This window comes from Bradyrhizobium sp. WSM3983 (assembly GCF_000473045.1).
Lineage (GTDB): Bacteria > Pseudomonadota > Alphaproteobacteria > Rhizobiales > Xanthobacteraceae > Bradyrhizobium.
This window is the reverse complement of sequence record NZ_AXAY01000008.1, coordinates 27,897-47,324: the sequence shown is the minus strand read 5'-3', so window position 1 is coordinate 47,324 and position 19,428 is coordinate 27,897. Positions and strand designations below refer to the sequence as shown.

The 19,428-nt window shown below is 63.6% G+C and carries 15 protein-coding genes; 7 read left to right on the top strand and 8 right to left on the bottom strand.

The genetic code is table 11. The features are described 5' to 3' along the window. Positions 1-40: 40 nt before the first annotated feature. A complete protein-coding gene (locus YUA_RS0114700) occupies positions 41-811 on the top strand; it encodes a helix-turn-helix transcriptional regulator (RefSeq protein ID WP_027531387.1) in 771 nt (256 codons plus the stop codon). A 75-nt stretch (positions 812-886) separates the two neighbouring features. Here the strand turns inward: YUA_RS0114700 and YUA_RS0114695 are convergent, their stop codons facing one another. Both YUA_RS0114695 and YUA_RS0114690 read right to left on the bottom strand, forming a co-directional pair. Beyond that, positions 887-2,110 (bottom strand): ABC transporter substrate-binding protein, encoded by a 1,224-nt coding sequence (locus tag YUA_RS0114695; RefSeq protein WP_027531386.1) that lies wholly within the window; start codon positions 2,108-2,110, stop codon positions 887-889. 72 nt (positions 2,111-2,182) lie between these two features. Further along, the gene (locus tag YUA_RS0114690) at positions 2,183-3,733 is read right to left on the bottom strand and encodes a long-chain fatty acid--CoA ligase (RefSeq protein WP_027531385.1); all 1,551 of its coding nucleotides are present in this window, start codon (positions 3,731-3,733) and stop codon (positions 2,183-2,185) included. 265 nt (positions 3,734-3,998) lie between these two features. Between YUA_RS0114690 and YUA_RS0114685 the strand changes: the two genes are divergently transcribed. The 6 genes from YUA_RS0114685 (at position 3,999) to YUA_RS0114655 (ending at position 11,885) form a co-directional block, all read left to right on the top strand. Then, complete coding sequence (locus YUA_RS0114685) at positions 3,999-5,135, top strand: acyl-CoA dehydrogenase family protein (protein WP_027531384.1); 1,137 nt, start codon at positions 3,999-4,001, stop codon at positions 5,133-5,135. Between the two features lie 237 nt (positions 5,136-5,372). Beyond that, positions 5,373-6,029 carry a glutathione S-transferase family protein gene (locus tag YUA_RS0114675; RefSeq protein ID WP_027531383.1) on the top strand — a complete coding sequence of 219 codons (657 nt, stop codon included), beginning with the start codon at positions 5,373-5,375 and terminating at the stop codon, positions 6,027-6,029. Positions 6,030-6,319: 290 nt separating this feature from the next. Beyond that, positions 6,320-7,120, top strand: a complete 801-nt coding sequence (locus YUA_RS0114670) for an AraC family transcriptional regulator (RefSeq protein WP_027531382.1) — start codon at positions 6,320-6,322, stop codon at positions 7,118-7,120. A gap of 197 nt (positions 7,121-7,317) precedes the next feature. Next, a complete protein-coding gene (locus tag YUA_RS0114665; RefSeq protein ID WP_027531381.1) occupies positions 7,318-8,184 on the top strand; it encodes a 3-keto-5-aminohexanoate cleavage protein in 867 nt (288 codons plus the stop codon). 111 nt (positions 8,185-8,295) lie between these two features. Next, the gene (locus YUA_RS0114660; RefSeq protein WP_027531380.1) at positions 8,296-9,912 is read left to right on the top strand and encodes an acyl-CoA carboxylase subunit beta; all 1,617 of its coding nucleotides are present in this window, start codon (positions 8,296-8,298) and stop codon (positions 9,910-9,912) included. Continuing rightward, on the top strand, positions 9,909-11,885 hold the full coding sequence (locus YUA_RS0114655; protein ID WP_027531379.1) for an acetyl-CoA carboxylase biotin carboxylase subunit: 1,977 nt from the start codon (positions 9,909-9,911) through the stop codon (positions 11,883-11,885). The genes YUA_RS0114660 and YUA_RS0114655 overlap by 4 nt, the downstream gene beginning before the upstream one ends. A 110-nt stretch (positions 11,886-11,995) precedes the next feature. Here the strand turns inward: YUA_RS0114655 and YUA_RS0114650 are convergent, their stop codons facing one another. From YUA_RS0114650 to YUA_RS0114625, 6 genes are all read right to left on the bottom strand, one after another. Continuing rightward, positions 11,996-12,982 carry an ABC transporter ATP-binding protein gene (locus YUA_RS0114650; protein ID WP_027531378.1) on the bottom strand — a complete coding sequence of 329 codons (987 nt, stop codon included), beginning with the start codon at positions 12,980-12,982 and terminating at the stop codon, positions 11,996-11,998. After that, positions 12,979-13,983, bottom strand: a complete 1,005-nt coding sequence (locus YUA_RS0114645) for an ABC transporter ATP-binding protein (RefSeq protein ID WP_027531377.1) — start codon at positions 13,981-13,983, stop codon at positions 12,979-12,981. The genes YUA_RS0114650 and YUA_RS0114645 overlap by 4 nt, the downstream gene beginning before the upstream one ends. Beyond that, positions 13,983-14,876, bottom strand: a complete 894-nt coding sequence (locus YUA_RS0114640) for an ABC transporter permease (protein WP_027531376.1) — start codon at positions 14,874-14,876, stop codon at positions 13,983-13,985. The genes YUA_RS0114645 and YUA_RS0114640 overlap by 1 nt, the downstream gene beginning before the upstream one ends. A gap of 9 nt (positions 14,877-14,885) precedes the next feature. Next, on the bottom strand, positions 14,886-15,833 hold the full coding sequence (locus YUA_RS0114635) for an ABC transporter permease (protein ID WP_027531375.1): 948 nt from the start codon (positions 15,831-15,833) through the stop codon (positions 14,886-14,888). A gap of 117 nt (positions 15,834-15,950) precedes the next feature. Continuing rightward, positions 15,951-17,549, bottom strand: a complete 1,599-nt coding sequence (locus YUA_RS0114630; protein ID WP_027531374.1) for an ABC transporter substrate-binding protein — start codon at positions 17,547-17,549, stop codon at positions 15,951-15,953. A 327-nt stretch (positions 17,550-17,876) separates the two neighbouring features. After that, positions 17,877-19,427 (bottom strand): AMP-binding protein, encoded by a 1,551-nt coding sequence (locus YUA_RS0114625; protein ID WP_027531373.1) that lies wholly within the window; start codon positions 19,425-19,427, stop codon positions 17,877-17,879. Position 19,428 lies beyond the last annotated feature (1 nt).

Here is a 19,428-nt window from a genome sequence, read left to right as displayed (position 1 = left end):
TCCGCCCTGCTAGACTGCCGGCCGTGGAGCAGGGTTAACGATGCAGACGCAAGACAAGCTCTCTGACGGGCAGCTTTCGGACGAGCAAAGCCGGGAGGTCGCGGAGACGATCCGCGAGGAGATCGCAAGGCGCCGGATTTCGCGGCAAGCACTGGCCGAGCAGGCCAAGCTCAGCCTGTCGACGCTGGAGAAGGCGCTCGGCGGCCGCCGCCCGTTCACGCTGGCGACCACGGTCCGGCTCGAGCAGGCGCTGGGCGTGTCCCTGCGCAAGGGCACGGTTGCGGCGGTGCCCGCGGCCGGCAACGACGTCGCGCCTGACAGCCTCGGCTCCTATTCGCATCGCGCCGTGACCTGGATCGAGGATGTCTACATCACGCTGCGGCCGTCCTTTGGCGACAAGGATGCGATTTTCGCCTATCGCACCGAGATCGTTTGGGAGCCGAAGGTTTCCTCGCTGGTCTTCCGTGAGGGCGAGCGGACCGATGCGGCCTATGAGCACACGGGCGAAGTTGCGGTGCCGCATCAGTCCGGGTTCATCTATCTTGTCATCAACAAGCATGGCCAGCATCGCGTGATCACGGTATCGCGGCCAACCGTGTCTGGCGCAATGTATGGTATCATCTCGACGCTGCGCGCCGGTGCCGGCTCGCAACTGACCCCGGTCGCGGCACCCATAGCCTATGTGCCGGCACGGGATATCGCCGATCCTATTGTGGGCCGGATCGCGCCCGACCACGCGAATTACAAGCTGTATCGCGATCACCTTCGGCGTACTGTCGACGAGTCTTTTGCGCTCTTTCTGCCTGCCTGAACCTGCGCTCGAGCGCCCAAAAAAGATAGCGGCCCTTCGGCCGCTATCTCGCACCATAGCAATCTCCCGTCGAAGCTAGCCGCTCGGCTCGGCGCTGATGATGGGGCCGAACAGCTCCCACTGGCCGCTCTTGAACCGCCACATCTTGAGCTGCTCGATCGGCGCAAAGTCGGTGGCCGAGGTGTTGATCGTGATCCCCGGGATCAGCGTGTCGGGGGTGAAGTCCTTCAGGCTGGCGGCCTGCTTCATCACGTTCTCGCGGGTGAGATTGTCACCCGCCTGCTTCAGCACCTGCACCATGGTCTGGGCCGCGGCATAGCCGTAAACCAGATTGGCGTCCGAGATGTTGGCGCCCGGCATGTACTTTTCGATGAAGGCCATGAACTTCTTCATGCCGGCATCGTCCTTCCACTGCGGATCCGACGCGTCCTTGAGGTAACCGGCCGAGAGCACGCCTTCGGAGGCCTCGAGGCCGGCGGGCTTCATCACTGCGCCGATCGACACCGACACGTCACTCATCAGATGCATCGGCTTCCAGCCAAGCTCGGCGATCTTCTTGATGGCCTGCGCCGCGAATTTCGGGGTCGCAATATTCACGAAGACATCGGCGCCGGTGTCCTTGAGCTTGACGATATGGGCGTCGATCGAGGGCTCCGATGTCTCGTAGCTTTCTTCAGCTACGATCAGCTTCGATGCCTTGTCGCCGAACACGTCCTTGATGCCGGCAAGGTAGTCTTTGCCGAAGTCGTCGTTGGCATAGAAGATCGCGACCTTCGCGTCCGGCTTTTCCTTCAGAATGTACTTGGCGAAGATCCGCGCTTCGACCCGGTAGCTCGGCTGGAAGCCCATGGTCCAGGGGAAGTTGTGCGGATCGTTCCACTTGCTGGCGCCGGTGGCGAGGAAGAGCTGCGGCACCTTCTTTGAGTTGTGATATTTCTGCACGGCAGTCTGGGTCGGCGTGCCAAGCGCGTTGAACACCAGGAAGACCTCGTCGCTCTCGATCAGCTTGCGGATCTGTTCCACCGTCTTCGGGGGCGAGTAGCCGTCGTCATAGGAGATCCAGTTGATCTTGCGGCCGTTGATGCCGCCCTGATCGTTGATCATCTTGAAATAGGCTTCCTCGGTCTTGCCGATCACGCCGTAGGCGGAAGCCGGGCCGGAATAGGCCTCGACATTGCCGATCTTGATCTCGGTGTCGGTGACGCCGGTGTCGTACGCCTTCTGGGCGGAAGCGCCCTGGGTCGTGAGCAGCGCCAACGCGGTTGCTGCGGCAAGCAGGGAGAGTTTCTTGTTCTTCATGGAAATTCCTTGGGTTTCTTGTGGGACAGAACAGGCACATCAAAACAAAAGCGCCCGCGAGAGGCGCTTTGATCAGGCGTTGGCGACTTTCTTGTCGACTTCTGAAGCCACCGAGAATTCCTTGCGCAGGGTCGGCTTGTGGATCTTGCCGGTGGCGTTGCGTGGCAGCGCGTCGACGAAGCGGACCTGACGCGGACATTTGAAGCGCGCCAGATTGGCCGCGCAATGCGCGAAGACATCGGCCTCGGTCAGCCGCTGCCCCTGTTTGACCGCGACGATGGCGAGGCCCACCTCGCCCCATTGCGGATCGGAAATGCCGATCACCGCGGCTTCCGCGATCGCCGTGAGCTGGTGCAGGACGTTCTCGACCTCGGCCGGATAGACGTTCTCGCCGCCGGAGATGTACATGTCCTTCCAGCGGTCGACGATGTAGTAGAAACCTTCCTCATCCACGCGGGTCGCATCGCCCGTGTGCAGCCAGCCGTCGGTGAAGGCGGATTTGTTCGCCTCTGGCCTGTTCCAATAGCCCGGCGTGATGTTCGGTCCCTTGACCCAGAGCTCACCGAGCTCGCCGACATCGGCATCCCTGCCGTCGGGGCGCACGATGCGCACCTCCGTGTGCAGCACCGGCTTGCCGGCGGAGCCGGCCTTGCGCGCCGCGTCCTCGCGATCCAGCACCAGCACGGCCGGCGAGGTCTCGGTCATGCCGTAACCCTGCTGCAGCGCGGCGCCGCGCGCCTCCCACACCTTCAGCAGCGGCACCGGCATCGGCGCGCCGCCGACACCACAGACGATCAACCGGGAAAAGTCAGTCGTTGCGAAGGCCGGCTGCTGCGCCATGAACTGGTAGATCGCGGGCACGCCGAAGAACACGTTGATGCCCTGCGCGGGATCGTTGATCAGGCTGAGCGCGATGCCGGGATCGAAGGCGCGCATGATCATCACGGTGCCGCCGGCATGCAGCACGGGATTGGTGTAGCAATTCAGCCCGCCGGTGTGGAACAGCGGCAGCACGGTGAGCAGCACCGAGGACGGTCCGATGCAGGCGGGGCCGCCGAGATTGACGCAATTCCAGAAGGTCATGCCATGGGTGATGGTCGCGCCCTTCGGATGGCCCGTGGTGCCCGACGTGTACATGATGGTCGAGACGTCATCGAGCGTGATCTCTTCGGCGCGGTCGAGCGGCTTGGCCGACGCGATGCCGGCCTCATAGGCGCCGCCGGGGCCGAGCAGCAGGCCGGTCGCGATGTTGCAGAGTTTTGCGACGGCGAGGGCCGTCTCGACGAGATCGTTGTCGTGGATCATCACCTTCGGCGCGCAGTCGCCGGTGATGAACTGAAGCTCGGGAACGGTCAGGCGGGTGTTCAGTGGCACGAAGACCGCCCCTAACCGTCCACAGGCGAACTGCACCTCCAACGTATCGGTCGTATTCAGCGCCAGCACCGCGACGCGGTCGCCGCGCAAGACCTTCAGCGTGTGGCGGAAGAACGAAGCGAGGCGCGAGACGCGGGCGTCAAGCTGCGCATAGGTGAAGCGGCGCTCGCTCGCGAGGTCGATGGCCGCCAGCTTGCCAGGCGAGCGGCGCGCATGATGAGCGATCCAGTCGTAGTAACGAACGGCCAACAATCCCTCCCTCAGCGGTCTTGTGCCGCCTGCCTCTTTATTGCTGTGCACCATGCCCGGCATGGCCCTGGGAGGCCAGCCGGAGTTTTGTGCAGCAGTCTTTTTTGTTTTGGAGTTGGCCTGCGAGGGGGGAAAACCGTCTTGCGTTGAGTTGCTAGATCACGGCTGCTCCAAGCGGCTCCTCCAAGCCAGCCACTCCGCGCAAGTGAGACGCCGATGTTCCGGCCATGGTGGAATGACAGGAGTTGTCGAAGGCGCGAATGCAATGAAGAGCCCGTTCTATACCGCCGAGCACGACGCTTTCCGCGACGTGATGCGCCGCTTCGTCGACAAGGAGATCGCGCCGTTCGCCCATGAATGGGACGAAGCTGGCGAATTTCCCCGTGAACTCTATCGCAAGGCGGCCGAGATCGGCCTGTTGGGGCTCGGATTCCCCGAGGAATATGGCGGGATCGCCGCCGACCAGTTCATGAAGATCGTGGCGAGCCAGGAGCTGGCGCGGGCCGGCGCCGGCGGCGTCAGCGCCAGCCTGATGAGCCACACCATCGGCTCGCCGCCGATCGCACGCGCAGCACGGCCGGAGGTCAAGGCGCGCGTACTGCCGGAGGTGCTCTCCGGCGATAAGATCTCCGCGCTCGCGATCACCGAGCCGGGCGGCGGCTCTGATGTCGCAAACCTGCGCACCAGGGCCCGGCGCGACGGCAATCACTTCGTCGTGAGCGGCGAAAAGACCTTCATCACCTCGGGCGTCCGCGCCGATTATTTGACCGTTGCGGTGCGTACTGGCGGCGAGGGCGCCGGTGGCGTCAGCCTGCTCCTGATCGAGCGCGATACGCCCGGCTTGTCGCGCACCAAGTTGAAGAAGATGGGCTGGTGGGCCTCCGACACCGCGACCTTGCATTTCGATGATTGCCGCGTGCCGGCCGAAAATCTGATCGGCGAGGAAGGCCAAGGCTTCAAGATCATCATGCAGAATTTCAACAGCGAACGCATGGGCATGGCGGCCGGCTGCACCGCTTTCGCGCGAGTCTGTCTCGACGAGGCGGTCGCCTACGCCAAGGAACGAAACACCTTCGGCAAGCCGCTCGCCCAGCACCAGGTGATCCGCCACAAGATCGTCGACATGGCCCAGAAGGTCGCAGCCTCGCAAGCGATGCTGGAGATGCTGGCCTGGCGTTTGGAGCAGGGCGAGAGCCCGGTCGCCGGAATCTGCATGATGAAGAACCAGGCGACGCAGACCATGGCGTTCTGCGCCTCGGAAGCCGTGCAGATTTTCGGCGGCGCCGGCTTCATGCGCGGCATCAAGGCCGAGCGCATCTACCGCGAGGTCAAGGTCAACGCCATCGGCGGCGGCACCGAGGAGATCATGAAGGATCTGGCGTCAAGGCAGATGGGGTTGTGATACGCCGTCATTCCGGGGCGCGCCAAGCGCGAACCCGGAATCCATCGGGCCTCACATATCGCCGAGAAATAGATTCCGGGCTCATCGCTTCGCGATGCTCCGGAATGACAAGATGATTGGCGATCGAAAGAGACGATGCTGTTCACCGCCGGCCACGACGAAATCCGTCGGAGCTTGCAGAATCTTTTCGAAAAATCGCTGCACACTTTTCCGATCATGCTCTAAAGGGAAGCCCTGATGATCACGCTCTATCACTGCGACGCCGCGCGCTCGTTCCGTCCGCTCTGGATGCTGGAGGAGATGGGGCTCCCCTATGAATTGAAGATGCTGCCGTTCCCGCCGCGGGTCTTCGCCAAGGAATATCTCGCACTCAATCCGTTGGGCACGATTCCCTTCATGGTCGACGGCGAGAGCAAGATGACGGAGTCCTCCGGCATCTGCCACTATCTCGGTGTCAGACACGGTCCGACGCCGCTGATGGTCGGCCCCGAGGATCCCGCCTATGGCGCCTTCCTGAACTGGATGTATTTCAGCGACGCCACGTTAACCTTCCCGCAAACGCTGGTGCTTCGCTATACCCAGCTCGAGCCGGAGGAGCGCCGCAATCCGCAGGTCGCCACCGACTATGCAAAGTGGTTCCTGGGGCGGCTGCGCGCCGTCGAGACCGCGACCGCAAATGCTGAAACCTTGTGCGCCGGCCGATTCACCGCCGCTGACATTGTCATTGGTTACGCGCTGCGGTTGGCGTGCAATATCGGTCTCGCCAAGGATTTCGGGCCGAATGTCGCAGCCTATTGGGCGCGCCTGCAGCAGCGCGACGGTTTCAAGCGCGCGGTTGCTGCGGAGCAGAAGGCCGGCGCCGAGCAAAATGTTGCGCCGCGCGTTCGGGCCTGATTGTCGTCCTGGCGAATGCCAGGACCCATTACCCCAGGGAGTAGTTTGGCGAAGATTGGCGGTTATGAGCTTCCTGCCGCAACTGCTTCCTGGGGTAATGGGTCCTGGATCTGCGCTTCGCTTGTCCAGGACGACGTAGTTGCCATAGTTCCGTGCGCGGTTCCTGACCGTCCCGGAATGATAATCTTTTGCGCTCCATGACAGCGCTATCCCGTCGTGACAGCGCCCAAATTTCCGCTAAGGTGACCTCCGTCCGCAGCGGCCAAAGAGCCGCGCGAGGAGGATACCCAATGGAAGACAAGGGTCGCGAATCCGACCATCTGATGCTGATCACGCCGGAGCGGGTATTTTATGCGGGCTTGCTCGGGCGCCCTCGCAAACGGACCCCCGGCTGCTGCCACGTCTATGTTGCGGTCAAAGGCAATATGCATCTGACCATTGACGACGCTCAAACCACCGGAGAGCTGTTCGTCACTCTGCCGAACCAGCGGCATTCCATTGCCAGTGACTACCGCACTGCAATCAGCGTGACACTCGAGCCGGAAAGCATGCCGGATGGCGCGATCGAAGCTTTAGCCCAGCGGCTGATGGGTCCTGATCGGGCCGTCTATGCCCGCAAAATCCTCGCGGCTTATACGATGCTGCGCCAGCGCCGATACGGCGACATCAACACCGCCGAATTCGACGAGATGTGTTTTGGCGAGGCTCTGCCGCGCCGCGTGCTCGATCGGCGCGTCACGCGCGCGGTCGCCCGCATCGAGCGCTTCTCCGGCGAGCCGGTGACCGCCGATACCTGCGCAGCGGAAGCAGGTCTTTCGGCCTCGCGCTTCCTGCATCTGTTCAAGGAGGAGACCGGCATCTCGTTCCGCTCCTTCCGGGCCTGGAAGCGCGCACGGCATCTGCTGCACTTCGCCAACCAGGACCTCAACCTCGCCCATCTCGCGCAGGATATCGGCTATCCCGATAGCACCCATTTCAGCCATTCGATCCGCCGCTTCTACGGCTTGAAGCCGCGCGCGATCTTCGTCGGCTCGCGGGATCTGGCGATCTATCGCAGCACCGAGACGGTGAGGCTGGCGGAAGCGAGCTAGCGCCGCTCTCGTAGGGTGGATTGGCCGAAGGCGCAATCCACCACTTCTGCATCCGCGGCAAAAGACGTTGGTGCGTTACGCCTTCGGCTAACCCACACTACGGCATCTCGTTTTCCAGCTTCTCCGCGCAAGAAGCCGCATGTCGCGCATCACATGATCGCAGGCGTTGAATTCTCAACGTGCGAGACACAAGTGGTATGAGCGACAAGGCCGTCATCACCTGCGCCCTGAACGGCGTGCTCACCGACCCGAAGCAGCACAACGTGCCGGTCACGCCCGAGCAAATGGCGCGCGAGGCCAAGGCTGCGTTCGATGCCGGCGCCTCCGTCATGCATATCCATCTGCGCCAGCAGGCGCCGAACAAGGGGCATCTGCCGTCCTGGGACGTCAGTGTCAGCAAGGAGATCCAGCAGGCGATCCGCGAAACCTGCCCGGGCGTCATCATCAACCACACCTCGGGCGTCTCAGGGCCGAACTACAGCGGCGCGCTGGATTGCATCCGCGAGACCAAACCGGAGATCGCCGCCTGCAACGCCGGCTCGCTGAATTATCTGAAGGTGAAGGCCGACAATACCTGGGCCTGGCCGCCGATGATGTTCGACAACGCGGTCGAGAAGGTGAAGGACTATCTTGACGCCATGAATTCGGTCGGCACCATCCCTGAGTTCGAATGTTTCGATGTCGGCATCGTCCGCTGCGTCGGCATGTACCATCAGGTCGGCATGTACAAGGGCCCGCTCGAGTACAATTTCGTCATGGGCGTCGCCTCCGGCATGCCTTCGGATCCCGAGCTTCTGCCGATCCTGATCAAGCTGAAGCGCCCCGAAGCGCATTTTCAGGTCACCGCCATCGGCCGCGAAGATATCTGGCCGCTGCATCAGCGCTGCGCCGAGCTCGGCGGTCATCTGCGCACCGGGCTGGAGGACGCCTTTTATCTCGCCGATGGCAAGAAGGTCACGTCGAATGGCCAGCTGATCGAGGCCATCGCCGCCTGCGCCCGCCGTGCCGGCCGCGAGATCGCCAGCCCCGCCGAAGCGCGGAAGATCTTTGGGACGAATCGCTGAACGTCGTTCCGGGTCACGCGAAGCGTGAACTATGGTGCGCGCTTGCGCACCTGGGAACCTCGAGATTCCGGGTTCGATGCTACGCATCGCCCCGGAATGACGGAGTAAACTGTGTCCATTCTCGAAAACACCATCTCCCCCGGCAGCGCGGCCTACCACGCCAACCGCGACGGCATGCTCGCGCTGATTGACCGCATGCGCGCCCTGGAAGAACGCACGCGTGCGGCATCCGCCGCGGCAAAGGATCGCTTCCACAAGCGCGGCCAACTGCTGCCGCGCGAGCGCGTCGCGCTGGTGCTCGATCCCGGCGCGCCCTTCATCGAGCTGTCGACGCTCGCCGGCCACATGTTCGACGTGCCCGATGCGAACAAGAGCGTGCCCGGTGGCGGCGTCATCGCGGGCATCGGCTTCGTCTCCGGCATTCGTTGCATGGTCAGCGCCAGTGATTCCGGCATTGATGCCGGTGCGCTGCAGCCCTACGGCCTCGACAAGACGCTGCGGGTGCAGGAGCTTGCGCTGGAGAACAAGCTGCCCTACGTGCAGCTCGTCGAGAGCGCCGGCGCCAATCTGCTGCGTTATCGCGTCGAGGACTTTGTCCGCGGCGGCAACATTTTTCGCAATCTTGCGCGACTCTCCGCGGCGGGGCTGCCGGTCGTCACGGTGACGCACGGCTCGTCTACTGCGGGCGGTGCCTACCAGACCGGCCTGTCTGATTACATCGTCATGGTCCGCGGCCGTACCCGCGCCTTCCTTGCCGGGCCGCCGCTGCTGAAGGCCGCAACCGGCGAGATCGCGACCGAGGAAGAGCTCGGCGGCGCCGAGATGCATACGCAAATCTCCGGCCTCGGCGACTATCTCGCCGAGGACGATCGCGATGCCCTGCGCATCGCGCGCGAGATCATGGCCGCGCTGGAATGGGAGCGTCCGGGCAGGGCGGCTCCGCAATTCAAGCCACCGCGCTACGACCAGGACGAGCTGCTCGGCATCATGCCGATGGACCACAAACGCCCGGTCGACATGAAGCAGGTGATTGCGCGCATTCTCGACGACTCCGATTTCACCGAGATGGCGCCGAACTACGGTCCGGCCACCGTGTGCGGCCATGCCCGCATCGAGGGACAGGCGATCGGCATCATCACCAATAACGGTCCGCTCGATCCCGCCGGCGCCAACAAGGCGACGCATTTCATCCAGGCCTGCTGCCAGACCCGCACGCCGATCCTCTACCTCAACAACACCACCGGCTACATGGTCGGCCGAGCCTACGAAGAAGCCGGCATGATCAAGCACGGCTCGAAGATGATTCAGGCGGTGACGTCGGCGACGGTGCCGCAGATCACCATCTATTGCGGCGCCTCGTTCGGCGCCGGCAATTACGGCATGTGCGGCCGCGGCTTCCATCCGCGGTTCTGCTTCTCCTGGCCGAATGCCAAGACCGCCGTGATGGGCGGCGAGCAGGCCGCCGAGACCATGGCGATCGTGACGGAAGCCGCCGCCGCGCGCCGCGGCAAGCCGATCGAGAAGGACAAGCTGAATGCGATGAAGGCTGAGATCATCGGCGTGTTCGACGGCCAGATGGACGTGTTCTCGACCAGCGCGCGCGTGCTCGACGACGGCGTGATCGATCCGCGCGATACCCGCGGGGTGCTCTCCGAGGTGCTCGCGATCTGCCGCGAGGGCGATGCGCGCACGCCCCAGCGCATGCAATTCTCGGTGGGCCGCCCATGAGGAACGGATCAGTGCAGCACCGGCCGTTCTTCAAGGTTTTGGTCGCCAATCGCGGCGAGATCGCGCTGCGCGTGATGCGGAGTGCACGAAAGCTCGGCCTTGGCGTCGTCGCGGTCTATTCGGATGCGGATCGCGACGCGCTCCATGTGCAACAGGCCGATCAGGCGGTGCGGATCGGTGAAGCCTTGCCGGCAAAATCCTATCTCAACATTCCCGCGATCATCGCGGCGGCCAAGGCGAGCGGCGCGGACGCCGTACATCCCGGCTACGGCTTCCTCGCCGAGAACGAAGAGTTCGCGCAGGCGTGCAAGGATGCCGGTCTCGTCTTTATCGGCCCGTCGCCGCAGGCGATCGAGGCGATGGGCAACAAAGCCGGCGCCAAGGAGATCATGAAGAAGGCTGGCGTGCCCTGCGTGCCTGGCTATCAGGGCACTGACCAGGGCGATGAGGTCATGCTTGCGGAAGCCAAAAAGATCGGCTTCCCCGTGATGATCAAGGCGGTTGCCGGTGGTGGCGGCCGCGGCATGCGGCTCGTGACCGACGCCGCATCCTTCACCGATGCCCTGCGCAGCGCGCGGTCGGAGGCGAAAGCTGCGTTCGGCGATCCCACCGTCATTCTCGAGCGCGCCATTCAGAATCCCCGGCACATCGAAATCCAGGTGTTCGGTGACAGCCATGGCAACGCCATCCATCTCGGTGAGCGCGACTGCTCGGTGCAGCGGCGGCACCAGAAGCTGATCGAGGAGGCGCCATCGCCCGCGGTGACGCCGGAGCTGCGAGCGAAAATGGGCGAGGTCGCGGTCGCGGCCGTGAAGGCGTTGCGATACGAGGGCGCCGGCACGCTGGAATTTCTGCTCGACGCCGGCGGCGAGTTCTACTTCATGGAGATGAACACGCGTCTCCAGGTCGAGCATCCTGTCACCGAAGCAATCACCGGGCTCGATCTGGTCGAGCTGCAACTGCGCGTCGCGCGCGGCGAGGCATTGCCGGTGAAGCAACAGGACATCACGTTCTCCGGTCATGCCATCGAGGTGCGGCTCTGCTCGGAAGATGCTGCGCGTGACTTCATGCCGCAATCCGGCCGCATGGCGCGTTGGCAGGTGCCGGAGGGTATCCGCGTCGAGCACGCGCTGCAATCCGGCTCGGAGATTCCGCCGTTCTACGATTCCATGATCGCCAAGGTGATCAGCCACGGCGCGACGCGGGAGGAGGCGAGGGGGCGGCTGATCATTGGCCTGGAGCAGCTCACCGCGCTTGGCGTGACCACCAATCAGGCGTTCCTGATGTCGTGTTTGCGCCATCCCGGCTTTGCCAGGGGCGAGGCGACGACGGCGTTCATCGGCGCGCATCGCGACGATCTGCTGGCGCCGCGCGGGGACGCTGCATTTGATACGGCGCTGGTTGGCCTGTTGCTCTACGTCACAAATCCGCGCGCGCCGGCATGGCGGAGTGGCCGGAGCCTGTCCGCAACGTTCCCGCTACCAGCGAAAATTGAGATCGCAGGCCACACGCTCGAGCTCGAAGTCACCCGCGAGCGCGATGGCAGCTACACCGTCGCCACCGAAGGTCGTCATGACAAGTTCGAGATCGACCAGCTCGATCCCGACGTCATCCGCTTCCGCCACGACGGCGTGATGGACCGCGCAAAATTCCTGCGCGACGGCGACAGGCTCTATCTCCAGCACCGCGGCAGCCCGCTCGCGGTCACCGATCTCACGCTCGCCGCATCGAGGGCCGCAGCAAGTAATGGCGGCGACGGCAAGGTCCGCGCTGCCATGAACGGCCGCGTCGTCGCCGTCCTGGTCAAGCCGGGCGACCGCGTCACCGCCGGCCAGCCGGTGATGACACTGGAAGCGATGAAGATGGAGCACGTCCACAAGGCCGGCATCGACGGCGTGGTTTCGGCGATCGACGTCGCCGAGGGCGAGCAGGTCACGACAGGCACGATCGTGGCGGAGATCGGGGCAGGGTAGCGCGGCGCGCGCACTCTCGTACAGGGTGGGTTAGCGAAGCGTAACCCACCACTTCTCTCTCCCGTGAAGCAGGCCTTGGTGGGTTACGCTTCGCTAACCGACCTACAATTCTACTGGCCCCGCCCCGTTCCGTCATTGAGCAAGCACGCCACCTGATGTCTGTCGCCTGCATCCATCAGCACCGGCCGCTCTGTCTTGCACCGCTCCATCGCAAACCGGCAGCGGGTGTGAAACGCGCAGCCGGGCGGCGGATTGACCGGGCTTGGCACGTCGCCGTCGACCAGCGGTGCGAGCTTCTTCGCCAGCGGATTGGCGATCGGCACCGAGGCGAGCAGGGCCTGCGTGTAGGGATGGCGCGGATTCCTGAATAGCTCGTCCTTGTCCGCAATCTCGACGATGCGGCCGAGATACATCACGGCGACGCGGTGGCTGATATGCGCGACCACGGCGAGGTCGTGCGCGATGAAAAGATAGGAGAAGCCGTGCTGCCGTTGCAGGTCGATCAGCAGGTTGATCGCCTGCGCCTGGATCGAGACGTCGAGCGCGGACACCGGCTCATCGCAGACGATCAGGCGCGGCTCCAGCGCAAGCGCCCGCGCGATGCAGATGCGCTGACGCTGGCCGCCGGAGAATTGGTGCGGAAAGTTGCGCATCTGGTCGGGGCGCAATCCCACCTGCTCGAACAGCTTTGCGACGCGCGCCTCCAGCGCGTTGCCGGTCGCGAGTCCATGGACCGCGATCGGCTCGCCAACGATATCGCCCGCCGTCATGCGCGGATTGAGCGAGGCAAAGGGATCCTGGAACACGATCTGCATCGAACGGCGGTGCCGGCGCAGCGCCGACTTGGACAGATGCGTGATGTCCTCGCCGTCGAGGCGGATCCGGCCCGAGGTCGGCTCGACCAGCCGCAAGACGCTGCGCGCCACCGTCGACTTGCCACAGCCGGATTCGCCGACAAGGCCTAGCGTCTCGCCCGCACCAAGCGAGAACGAGACGCCGTCGACCGAATGCACGGTGCCGACCTGCCGGCGCAGCACGCCGGCGCGCACCGGATAGTGCTTCTTGAGGTCAGTGACTTCGAGCAACGCCTCGGTCATGCCACCTCCGCCACTTCAGCCGCGCGCCAGCACGCCGCGAGATGGCCGCCGCCCCAGTCCGCCAGCGGCGGATATTCCTCGCAGCGCTTGATCGCGAGCTTGCAGCGCGGCGCGAAGGCGCAGCCTTTCGGCAGCCGCACCAGCGACGGCACCATGCCGGGAATTTCGTTCAGCCGCGCCTGTGCGGCGACGCCGGATGCGGGCACGGCCGGAATCGAGGCCATCAGTCCGCGCGTGTAAGGGTGTTTTGGCGCCGCGAACAGCGCCTCGACGCTGGCTTCTTCGACCTTCCGTCCCGCATACATCACGATCACCCGCTGCGCGGTCTGCGCGACGACGCCGAGATCATGCGTAATCAGGACAAGGCCGGTGCCCAGCTCCTTCTGAAGATCGAGGATCAGCGCCAGGATCTGCGCCTGGATGGTGACGTCGAGCGCGGTGGTCGGCTCGTCCGCGATCAGCAGCGCCGGCCGGCAAGCCAGCGCCATCGCGATCATCGCGCGCTGGCGCATGCCACCGGAGAGCTGGTGCGGATATTCGCGCGCGCGCCGCGCCGGCTCGGGGATGCGTACCAGCCGCAGCATCTCGATCGCGATGTTCTGGGCCTCCTTGGTCGACAGATTGCGGTGCAGCCGCACCGCCTCGACGATCTGGTCGCCGATCCGCATCACCGGATTAAGCGAGGTCATCGGCTCCTGGAAGATCATGGAGATGCGGTTGCCCCGGATCTTGCGCATCTCAGCTTCGTTCAGCGCCAGCAGATCGGTGCCTTCGAGCGAGATGGAGCCGTCAACGATGCGCCCGGGCGGATCAGGCACCAGCCTCATCAACGACAGCGCGGTGACGCTCTTGCCGCAGCCGGATTCACCGACGATGGCAAGCGTCTCGCCGCGGCTCACGGTGAAGGAGACGTCGTCGACCGCTTTGAACAGGCCCGAATTGGTGAAGAACACCGTTTTCAGGTTCTTCACTTCGAGCACGAGATCGGATTTGTCTGCCATCAGGCGCGCTGCCGGGGATCGAGGATGTCGCGCAGGGCGTCGCCGAACAGGTTTGCGCCGAACACGGCGAGGCTGATTGCGATGCCCGGGAAGATCACCAGCCACGGCGCGGTGCGAACATATTCGGCGGCGGACTCGGAGAGCATGCGGCCCCATGACGGATAGGGCTCGGGGATGCCGAGGCCGAGGAAGGAGAGGGAAGCCTCGGTGAGGATGGTCGAGCCGAGCTGGGCGGTGGCGAGCACGATCAGCGGCGCGAGCGTGTTCGGCAGCACGTGGCGCAGCGCGATGCGGACTTCGCTCATGCCGATCGACTTCGCCGCTTCCACGAACGGCTGCTCGCGCAGCGCCAGCGTGTTGGCGCGGGTCACGCGAGAGACGGTCGGGATCAGCGGAATGGCAATCGCAAGGATGACATTCGGCAGCGACGGACCGAGTGCGGCCGTCATGATCAAGGCTAGCACCAGCAGCGGCAGCGCCTGCAGGATGTCCGAGACGCGCTGGAACACGAGATCGACCCAGCCGGAGAGATAGCCCGAGGTGAGACCGACGATCACGCCGATCGAGCCGCCGAGCGCGGTCGAGCCGATGCCGACCGCGAGCGAAATCCGCGCGCCGTGGATGATGCGGCTGAAGACATCACGGCCGAAGGAGTCCGTGCCCATCCAGTGCACCAAGCTCGGCCGCATCAGCGCGTGGGCGGAATCGACGGTCAGCGGGTCATACCGCGCGATGAAGTCGGCAAAAATCGCCGTCAGCACGAACAGCGTCATGATGGCGAGACCGGCCGCACCCAGCACGTGCCGCTGCGCCAAAAACAGCACGCGCCGCCAGCCGCCGGTTGCATGCGCGCCAGCCCGCCTCAGTTCAACGTCAAAGTCGATTGCGGCCAAGCGCCTCTCCTAGTCCGTGTACCGGATGCGTGGATCGAACACGGCGTAGAGCATGTCGACGATGAAATTTGCGCTCACCACCACGACGGCAATCAGCATCACGAGGTTCTGCACGATCGGATAATCCCGCCAGCGGATCGCCTCGACCAGGAAGCGCGCGACGCCGGGGATGTTGAACACGGTCTCGGTGACAATGAGCCCACCGATCAGGAACGCCGCCTCGATGCCGATCACGGTGATGACGGGCAGGATCGCGTTCTTCAGTGCGTGATGATAGTTCACGGCGGCATCGGAGGCGCCCTTGGCACGCGCGGTGCGGATATAGTCCTGCCGCAGCACCTCCAGCATCGAGGAGCGCGTGATGCGCATGGTCAGCGCCGCGCTGCGGAAGCCGACGGCGGCGGCCGGCACGGCGTAGGTCGCAAACGCCTCGAGCCACGTGGCCGGGTTGGGATTGAAGATCGGTATCTGGCCGAACATCGCCACCGACGCGGTGAGGATCAGCAGGCCGAGCCAGAACGAGGGCAGTGACAATCCGCTCAGGCTCACCACGCGCAGCGCGTAGTCGAGCCGCGTACCCTGCTTGACCGCGCTGATGACGCCGAGCGGAATGCCGATCGACGCCGAGAACAGCAGCGCGAGACCGGCGAGCCGCGCGGTGATTGGAATCCGCGGCAGGATCTCCTGAAGCGCGGGCTTCTCCGACACATAGGAGTAACCGAGATCGCCGTGCAGCAGGCCGCTGATCCAGTGCAGATATTGCATCACCAGCGGCTGATCAATGCCGAGCTGCTTCTCGAGATCGACCTTGTCGGCGGGATCGACATAACCGGCCGCGGCGAACAGGATGTCGACGATGTTGCCGGGCACGATGCGCAGCAGGAAGAAGATGACGACCGAGATCCCGAACAGGGTCACGAGCATCAGGAACAGGCGCCGCACCAGATAGGCAAACATCTTTCGCCCTCCGCGAGCCGCTAGAGCATGATCCGGACCCGGAGGGCCGCGTTAGCGCAAAGTGCGTGGCGGTTTTCCGACAAGATCATGCTCAAAAAATCTCCTCAGCCTGGCATGCTACTTGTCGAGCCACACGTCCTCGTAGCGAAAGCCGTTATAGGAGCTGTTCGACATGATCGTGATCCCCTTGACATAGGGCTGCCAGCAGGTGCCGGCCCGCGCATGGAAAATGATCGGACGGGCGACATCCTCCTGCAGCTTCTTGTCGATGTCCCAGACCAGTTGCTTGCGCTTGTTGATGTCGATCTCCTGCGACTGTACGTCGAACAGCTTCTCGATCTCCTTGTTGCAGTAGTTGGTGTAGTTCCGTTCCGAGCCGCAGGAATAGTTCTCGTAGAAAGACTGGTCGGGATCGTCGACGGAATTACCCGTCAAATTCAGGCCGAGCATGTAGTCCTTGCGCGCGACTTTCGGGAACCAATTCGCGGTTTCCACGACGTCGAGCTCGCCGTCGACATAGATGCTCTTGAGCTGGTCGATCAGGATCACCGCGGGATCGCGATATTCCGCGAGATTGCGCGTCGAAACCTTCACCGCGAGATGCTTGCCGGGGCCGTAGCCCGCCTTCTGCATCAGCTTCCTCGCGTCCTCCCGGTTTGCGTTCACGTCCGGGCCGTAGCCCGGAATGGTTTCAAGCTTGTCCTTGGGCATGCCCCAGATGCCCTGCGGCGGCGGCAGCATGGTGCCGCCGATGTCGGCCTGGCCTTCGAACAGGATGTCGACGAAGGCCTTGCGGTCGAGCGCCATTGCCATCGCCCGGCGGATATCGATGTTGTCGAACGGCGGCGAGGCCGAATTGATGATGATATTGGTCGAGACGTTGGTCGGCTCGACGACGCAGACCGCGTTCGGCGCCTGCGATTTGATGTCCTTCAGGAGTGGGATGGTGATGTGCGTCGGGAAGGTCATGTCGAACTTTCCGGCGACAAAGGCGAGAATCGCGGTCGAGCGGTTCGTGATGATCGTGTACTCGATGCCGTCGAGATAGGGCCGGCCCTTCCGCCAATAGTCAGGATTGCGAGTCAGCTTGATCGACTCGTTGGCCTTGAACTCGACGAATTTGAACGGGCCGGTCCCGATCGGATGGGTGCGCATGTCCGCTGGAGAGACGTGACAAGGATAGATCGGCGTATAGCCGGAAGCGAGCATCGCCAGCAGTGAGGGTTGCGGCCGCTTCAGGTCGAAGGAGACCTCGAAATCGCCGTTGGGCGTGACGTCGTTGACTTCGCTGTACCAGGCCTTGCGCGGATTTTGCCGCAGCTTCTGCTGCGATTTGCCCATCAGGAGATCGAACGTGCACTTCACGTCGGCCGACGTGAACGGCTTGCCGTCATGCCATTTGACGCCCTGGCGGAGTTTGAACGTCAGTTTCTTGTTGTCGTCGCTCCACGACCAGCTTTCGGCCAGCTCAGGCCTGAGGGTATCGGGACTGTTCTGCGCGATGTGCTGATCATAGATGACGAGATTGTTGAACACCCCCATGAAGGGCACGTTGACCGAGTAGGTCGCTCCCTCGAGGATCGACGCGTTCGCCGGGCTGTCGCGGTGATACATCCGCAGGATACCGCCCTGTTTGGGCTCGCCGGCGAATGTTGTGCTCGAAAACGCCAGCAAAGATAGCACCGCCGTCGCGGCGAGCGCCCACACGCTCCGCATCCTCGGTCCTCCCTGGACATTGGTCTTTTGGGCCATTTGTGGCCTGTTTGACCGGACGATAGCCGACGCGCGCAGAGGGAGGCAACTGGCAAGGGCGCGTGCCGTCTCGACAATTCGGATGACGGAAGGCCGCAGGGTTACTCTCTCACAATGTGAGAGTACCCAAGGTACACGGTCGTCCCGGCGAAGGCCGGGACCCATACCGCGTGATCTATCTATCACAACAGGTAGGAGTACCGAACGTCGAATCTTCGCCAAATTTCTCCCTGTGGTTATGGGTCCCGGCCTCCGCCGGGGCGACACCGAGTGTGCGGCGCGAGATTGCTCTCACACGATCCGTGACGTCTTGTTGCCCCAGTACCGGTCCCGTAGCAGCCGCTTGTAGAGTTTTCCCGTCGGCAGCCGCGGCAATTCCTTCTCGAAATCGACCGAGCGCGGCACCTTCTGCCGCGACAGCGACGCCGCGCAGAAGGCGATCAGCTCTTCCGCCAGCGCATCGCCCGGCATCACACCCGGCATCGGCTGCACCACCGCCTTCACCTCCTCGCCGAGATCGGCATTGGGCACGCCGAACACGGCGGCATCCGCGACTTTCGGATGGGTAATCAGCAGGTTTTCGCATTCCTGCGGATAGATGTTCACACCACCTGAGATGATCATGAAGGTGGCGCGATCGGTGAGATAGAGGAAGCGGTCGTCGTCGACATAGCCGACGTCACCGACAGTGCTCATGCTGCCGTCGGGCGAGCGCGCTTCCTTGGTCTTCTCCGGGTCGTTGAAATATTCGAACGGCGATCCCGTCTTGAACCAGACCTGGCCGGGCGTGCCGGTCGGGCACGGCTGCATGTTCTCGTCGAGAATGTGGAGGTCGCCGAGCAGCACCTTGCCGACGGTGCCGCGGTGGCTAAGCCATTCCTCGCTGTTGCAGGCGGTGAAGCCGAGGCCTTCGGTGGCGCCGTAATATTCGTGGATGACCGGCCCCCACCATTTGATGATGTCGTCCTTGACCAGCGCCGGGCAGGGCGCGGCGGCATGGATCGCGATCTCGAGCGATGACAGGTCGTAGCGGCTACGCACCTCCTCCGGCAGCTTCAGCATGCGCGAGAACATCGTCGGCACCAGCTGGCTATGGGTGATGCCCCATTGCTCGACGAGCTGGAGGTAACGCTCGGGATCGAATGTTTCCATGATGATGACGGTGCCGCCCATCCGGATGGTGAGATTGACCGCAGCCTGCGGCGCCGAGTGATAGAGCGGCGCCGGCGACAGATAGACCATGCCCTCGCGGTAGTGCCAAAGCCTTGCCAAAAAATCGAACAACGGCAGATTGTGCTTCGGCGGCTCCTGCGGCAGCGGCCGAAGAATGCCCTTGGGGCGCCCTGTCGTACCCGACGAATAGAGCATGGAGGTGCCGAGCCACTCATCCGCAATGGGGGTTTTCGGCAGATTTGCCGTCACCTCCGCAAGCCCGACAATGCGGTCGCTCTCGCCGAGGCCGTCGGCGACGATGCAGAGCTTGACGTCGGGACAGGTCTGGATTGCCTCGCGTGCGATGTCGAGTTTTGCAACGGACGTGATCAGGATCTTGGACTGGCTATTGGTGAGGAGATAAGCGAGCTCGCCCGCGGTAAGGAAGGAGTTGATGCAGGTGTAATACAGCCCGGATCGCTCGCCGGCACCGCAGGCTTCGAGATAGCGGGAATTGTTCTCCATGAAGATCGAGTAGTGATCGAGCCGCCTCAATCCGTGCTTGCGAAACAGGTGTGCCAGCCGGTTGCTGCGCGCATCGAGCTCGCGATAGGTGACGGCCTCGCCCGTCGCTGCCATGATGAAGGCGGGTTGCAGCGGGCGTAGACGAGCATGCTGACCTGGATACATC

What these genes read in the sequence shown, in the direction of transcription:
- YUA_RS0114700 (WP_027531387.1), top strand. Translation starts at nt 41, where the DNA reads ATGCAGACGCAAGACAAGCTCTCTGACGGGCAGCTTTCGGACGAGCAA.
- YUA_RS0114695 (WP_027531386.1), bottom strand. Translation starts at nt 2,110, where the DNA reads ATGAAGAACAAGAAACTCTCCCTGCTTGCCGCAGCAACCGCGTTGGCG.
- YUA_RS0114685 (WP_027531384.1), top strand. Translation starts at nt 3,999, where the DNA reads ATGAAGAGCCCGTTCTATACCGCCGAGCACGACGCTTTCCGCGACGTG.
- YUA_RS0114675 (WP_027531383.1), top strand. Translation starts at nt 5,373, where the DNA reads ATGATCACGCTCTATCACTGCGACGCCGCGCGCTCGTTCCGTCCGCTC.
- YUA_RS0114670 (WP_027531382.1), top strand. Translation starts at nt 6,320, where the DNA reads ATGGAAGACAAGGGTCGCGAATCCGACCATCTGATGCTGATCACGCCG.
- YUA_RS0114665 (WP_027531381.1), top strand. Translation starts at nt 7,318, where the DNA reads ATGAGCGACAAGGCCGTCATCACCTGCGCCCTGAACGGCGTGCTCACC.
- YUA_RS0114655 (WP_027531379.1), top strand. Translation starts at nt 9,909, where the DNA reads ATGAGGAACGGATCAGTGCAGCACCGGCCGTTCTTCAAGGTTTTGGTC.
- YUA_RS0114650 (WP_027531378.1), bottom strand. Translation starts at nt 12,982, where the DNA reads ATGACCGAGGCGTTGCTCGAAGTCACTGACCTCAAGAAGCACTATCCG.
- YUA_RS0114645 (WP_027531377.1), bottom strand. Translation starts at nt 13,983, where the DNA reads ATGGCAGACAAATCCGATCTCGTGCTCGAAGTGAAGAACCTGAAAACG.
- YUA_RS0114635 (WP_027531375.1), bottom strand. Translation starts at nt 15,833, where the DNA reads ATGTTTGCCTATCTGGTGCGGCGCCTGTTCCTGATGCTCGTGACCCTG.
- YUA_RS0114630 (WP_027531374.1), bottom strand. Translation starts at nt 17,549, where the DNA reads ATGCGGAGCGTGTGGGCGCTCGCCGCGACGGCGGTGCTATCTTTGCTG.
- YUA_RS0114625 (WP_027531373.1), bottom strand. Translation starts at nt 19,427, where the DNA reads ATGTATCCAGGTCAGCATGCTCGTCTACGCCCGCTGCAACCCGCCTTC.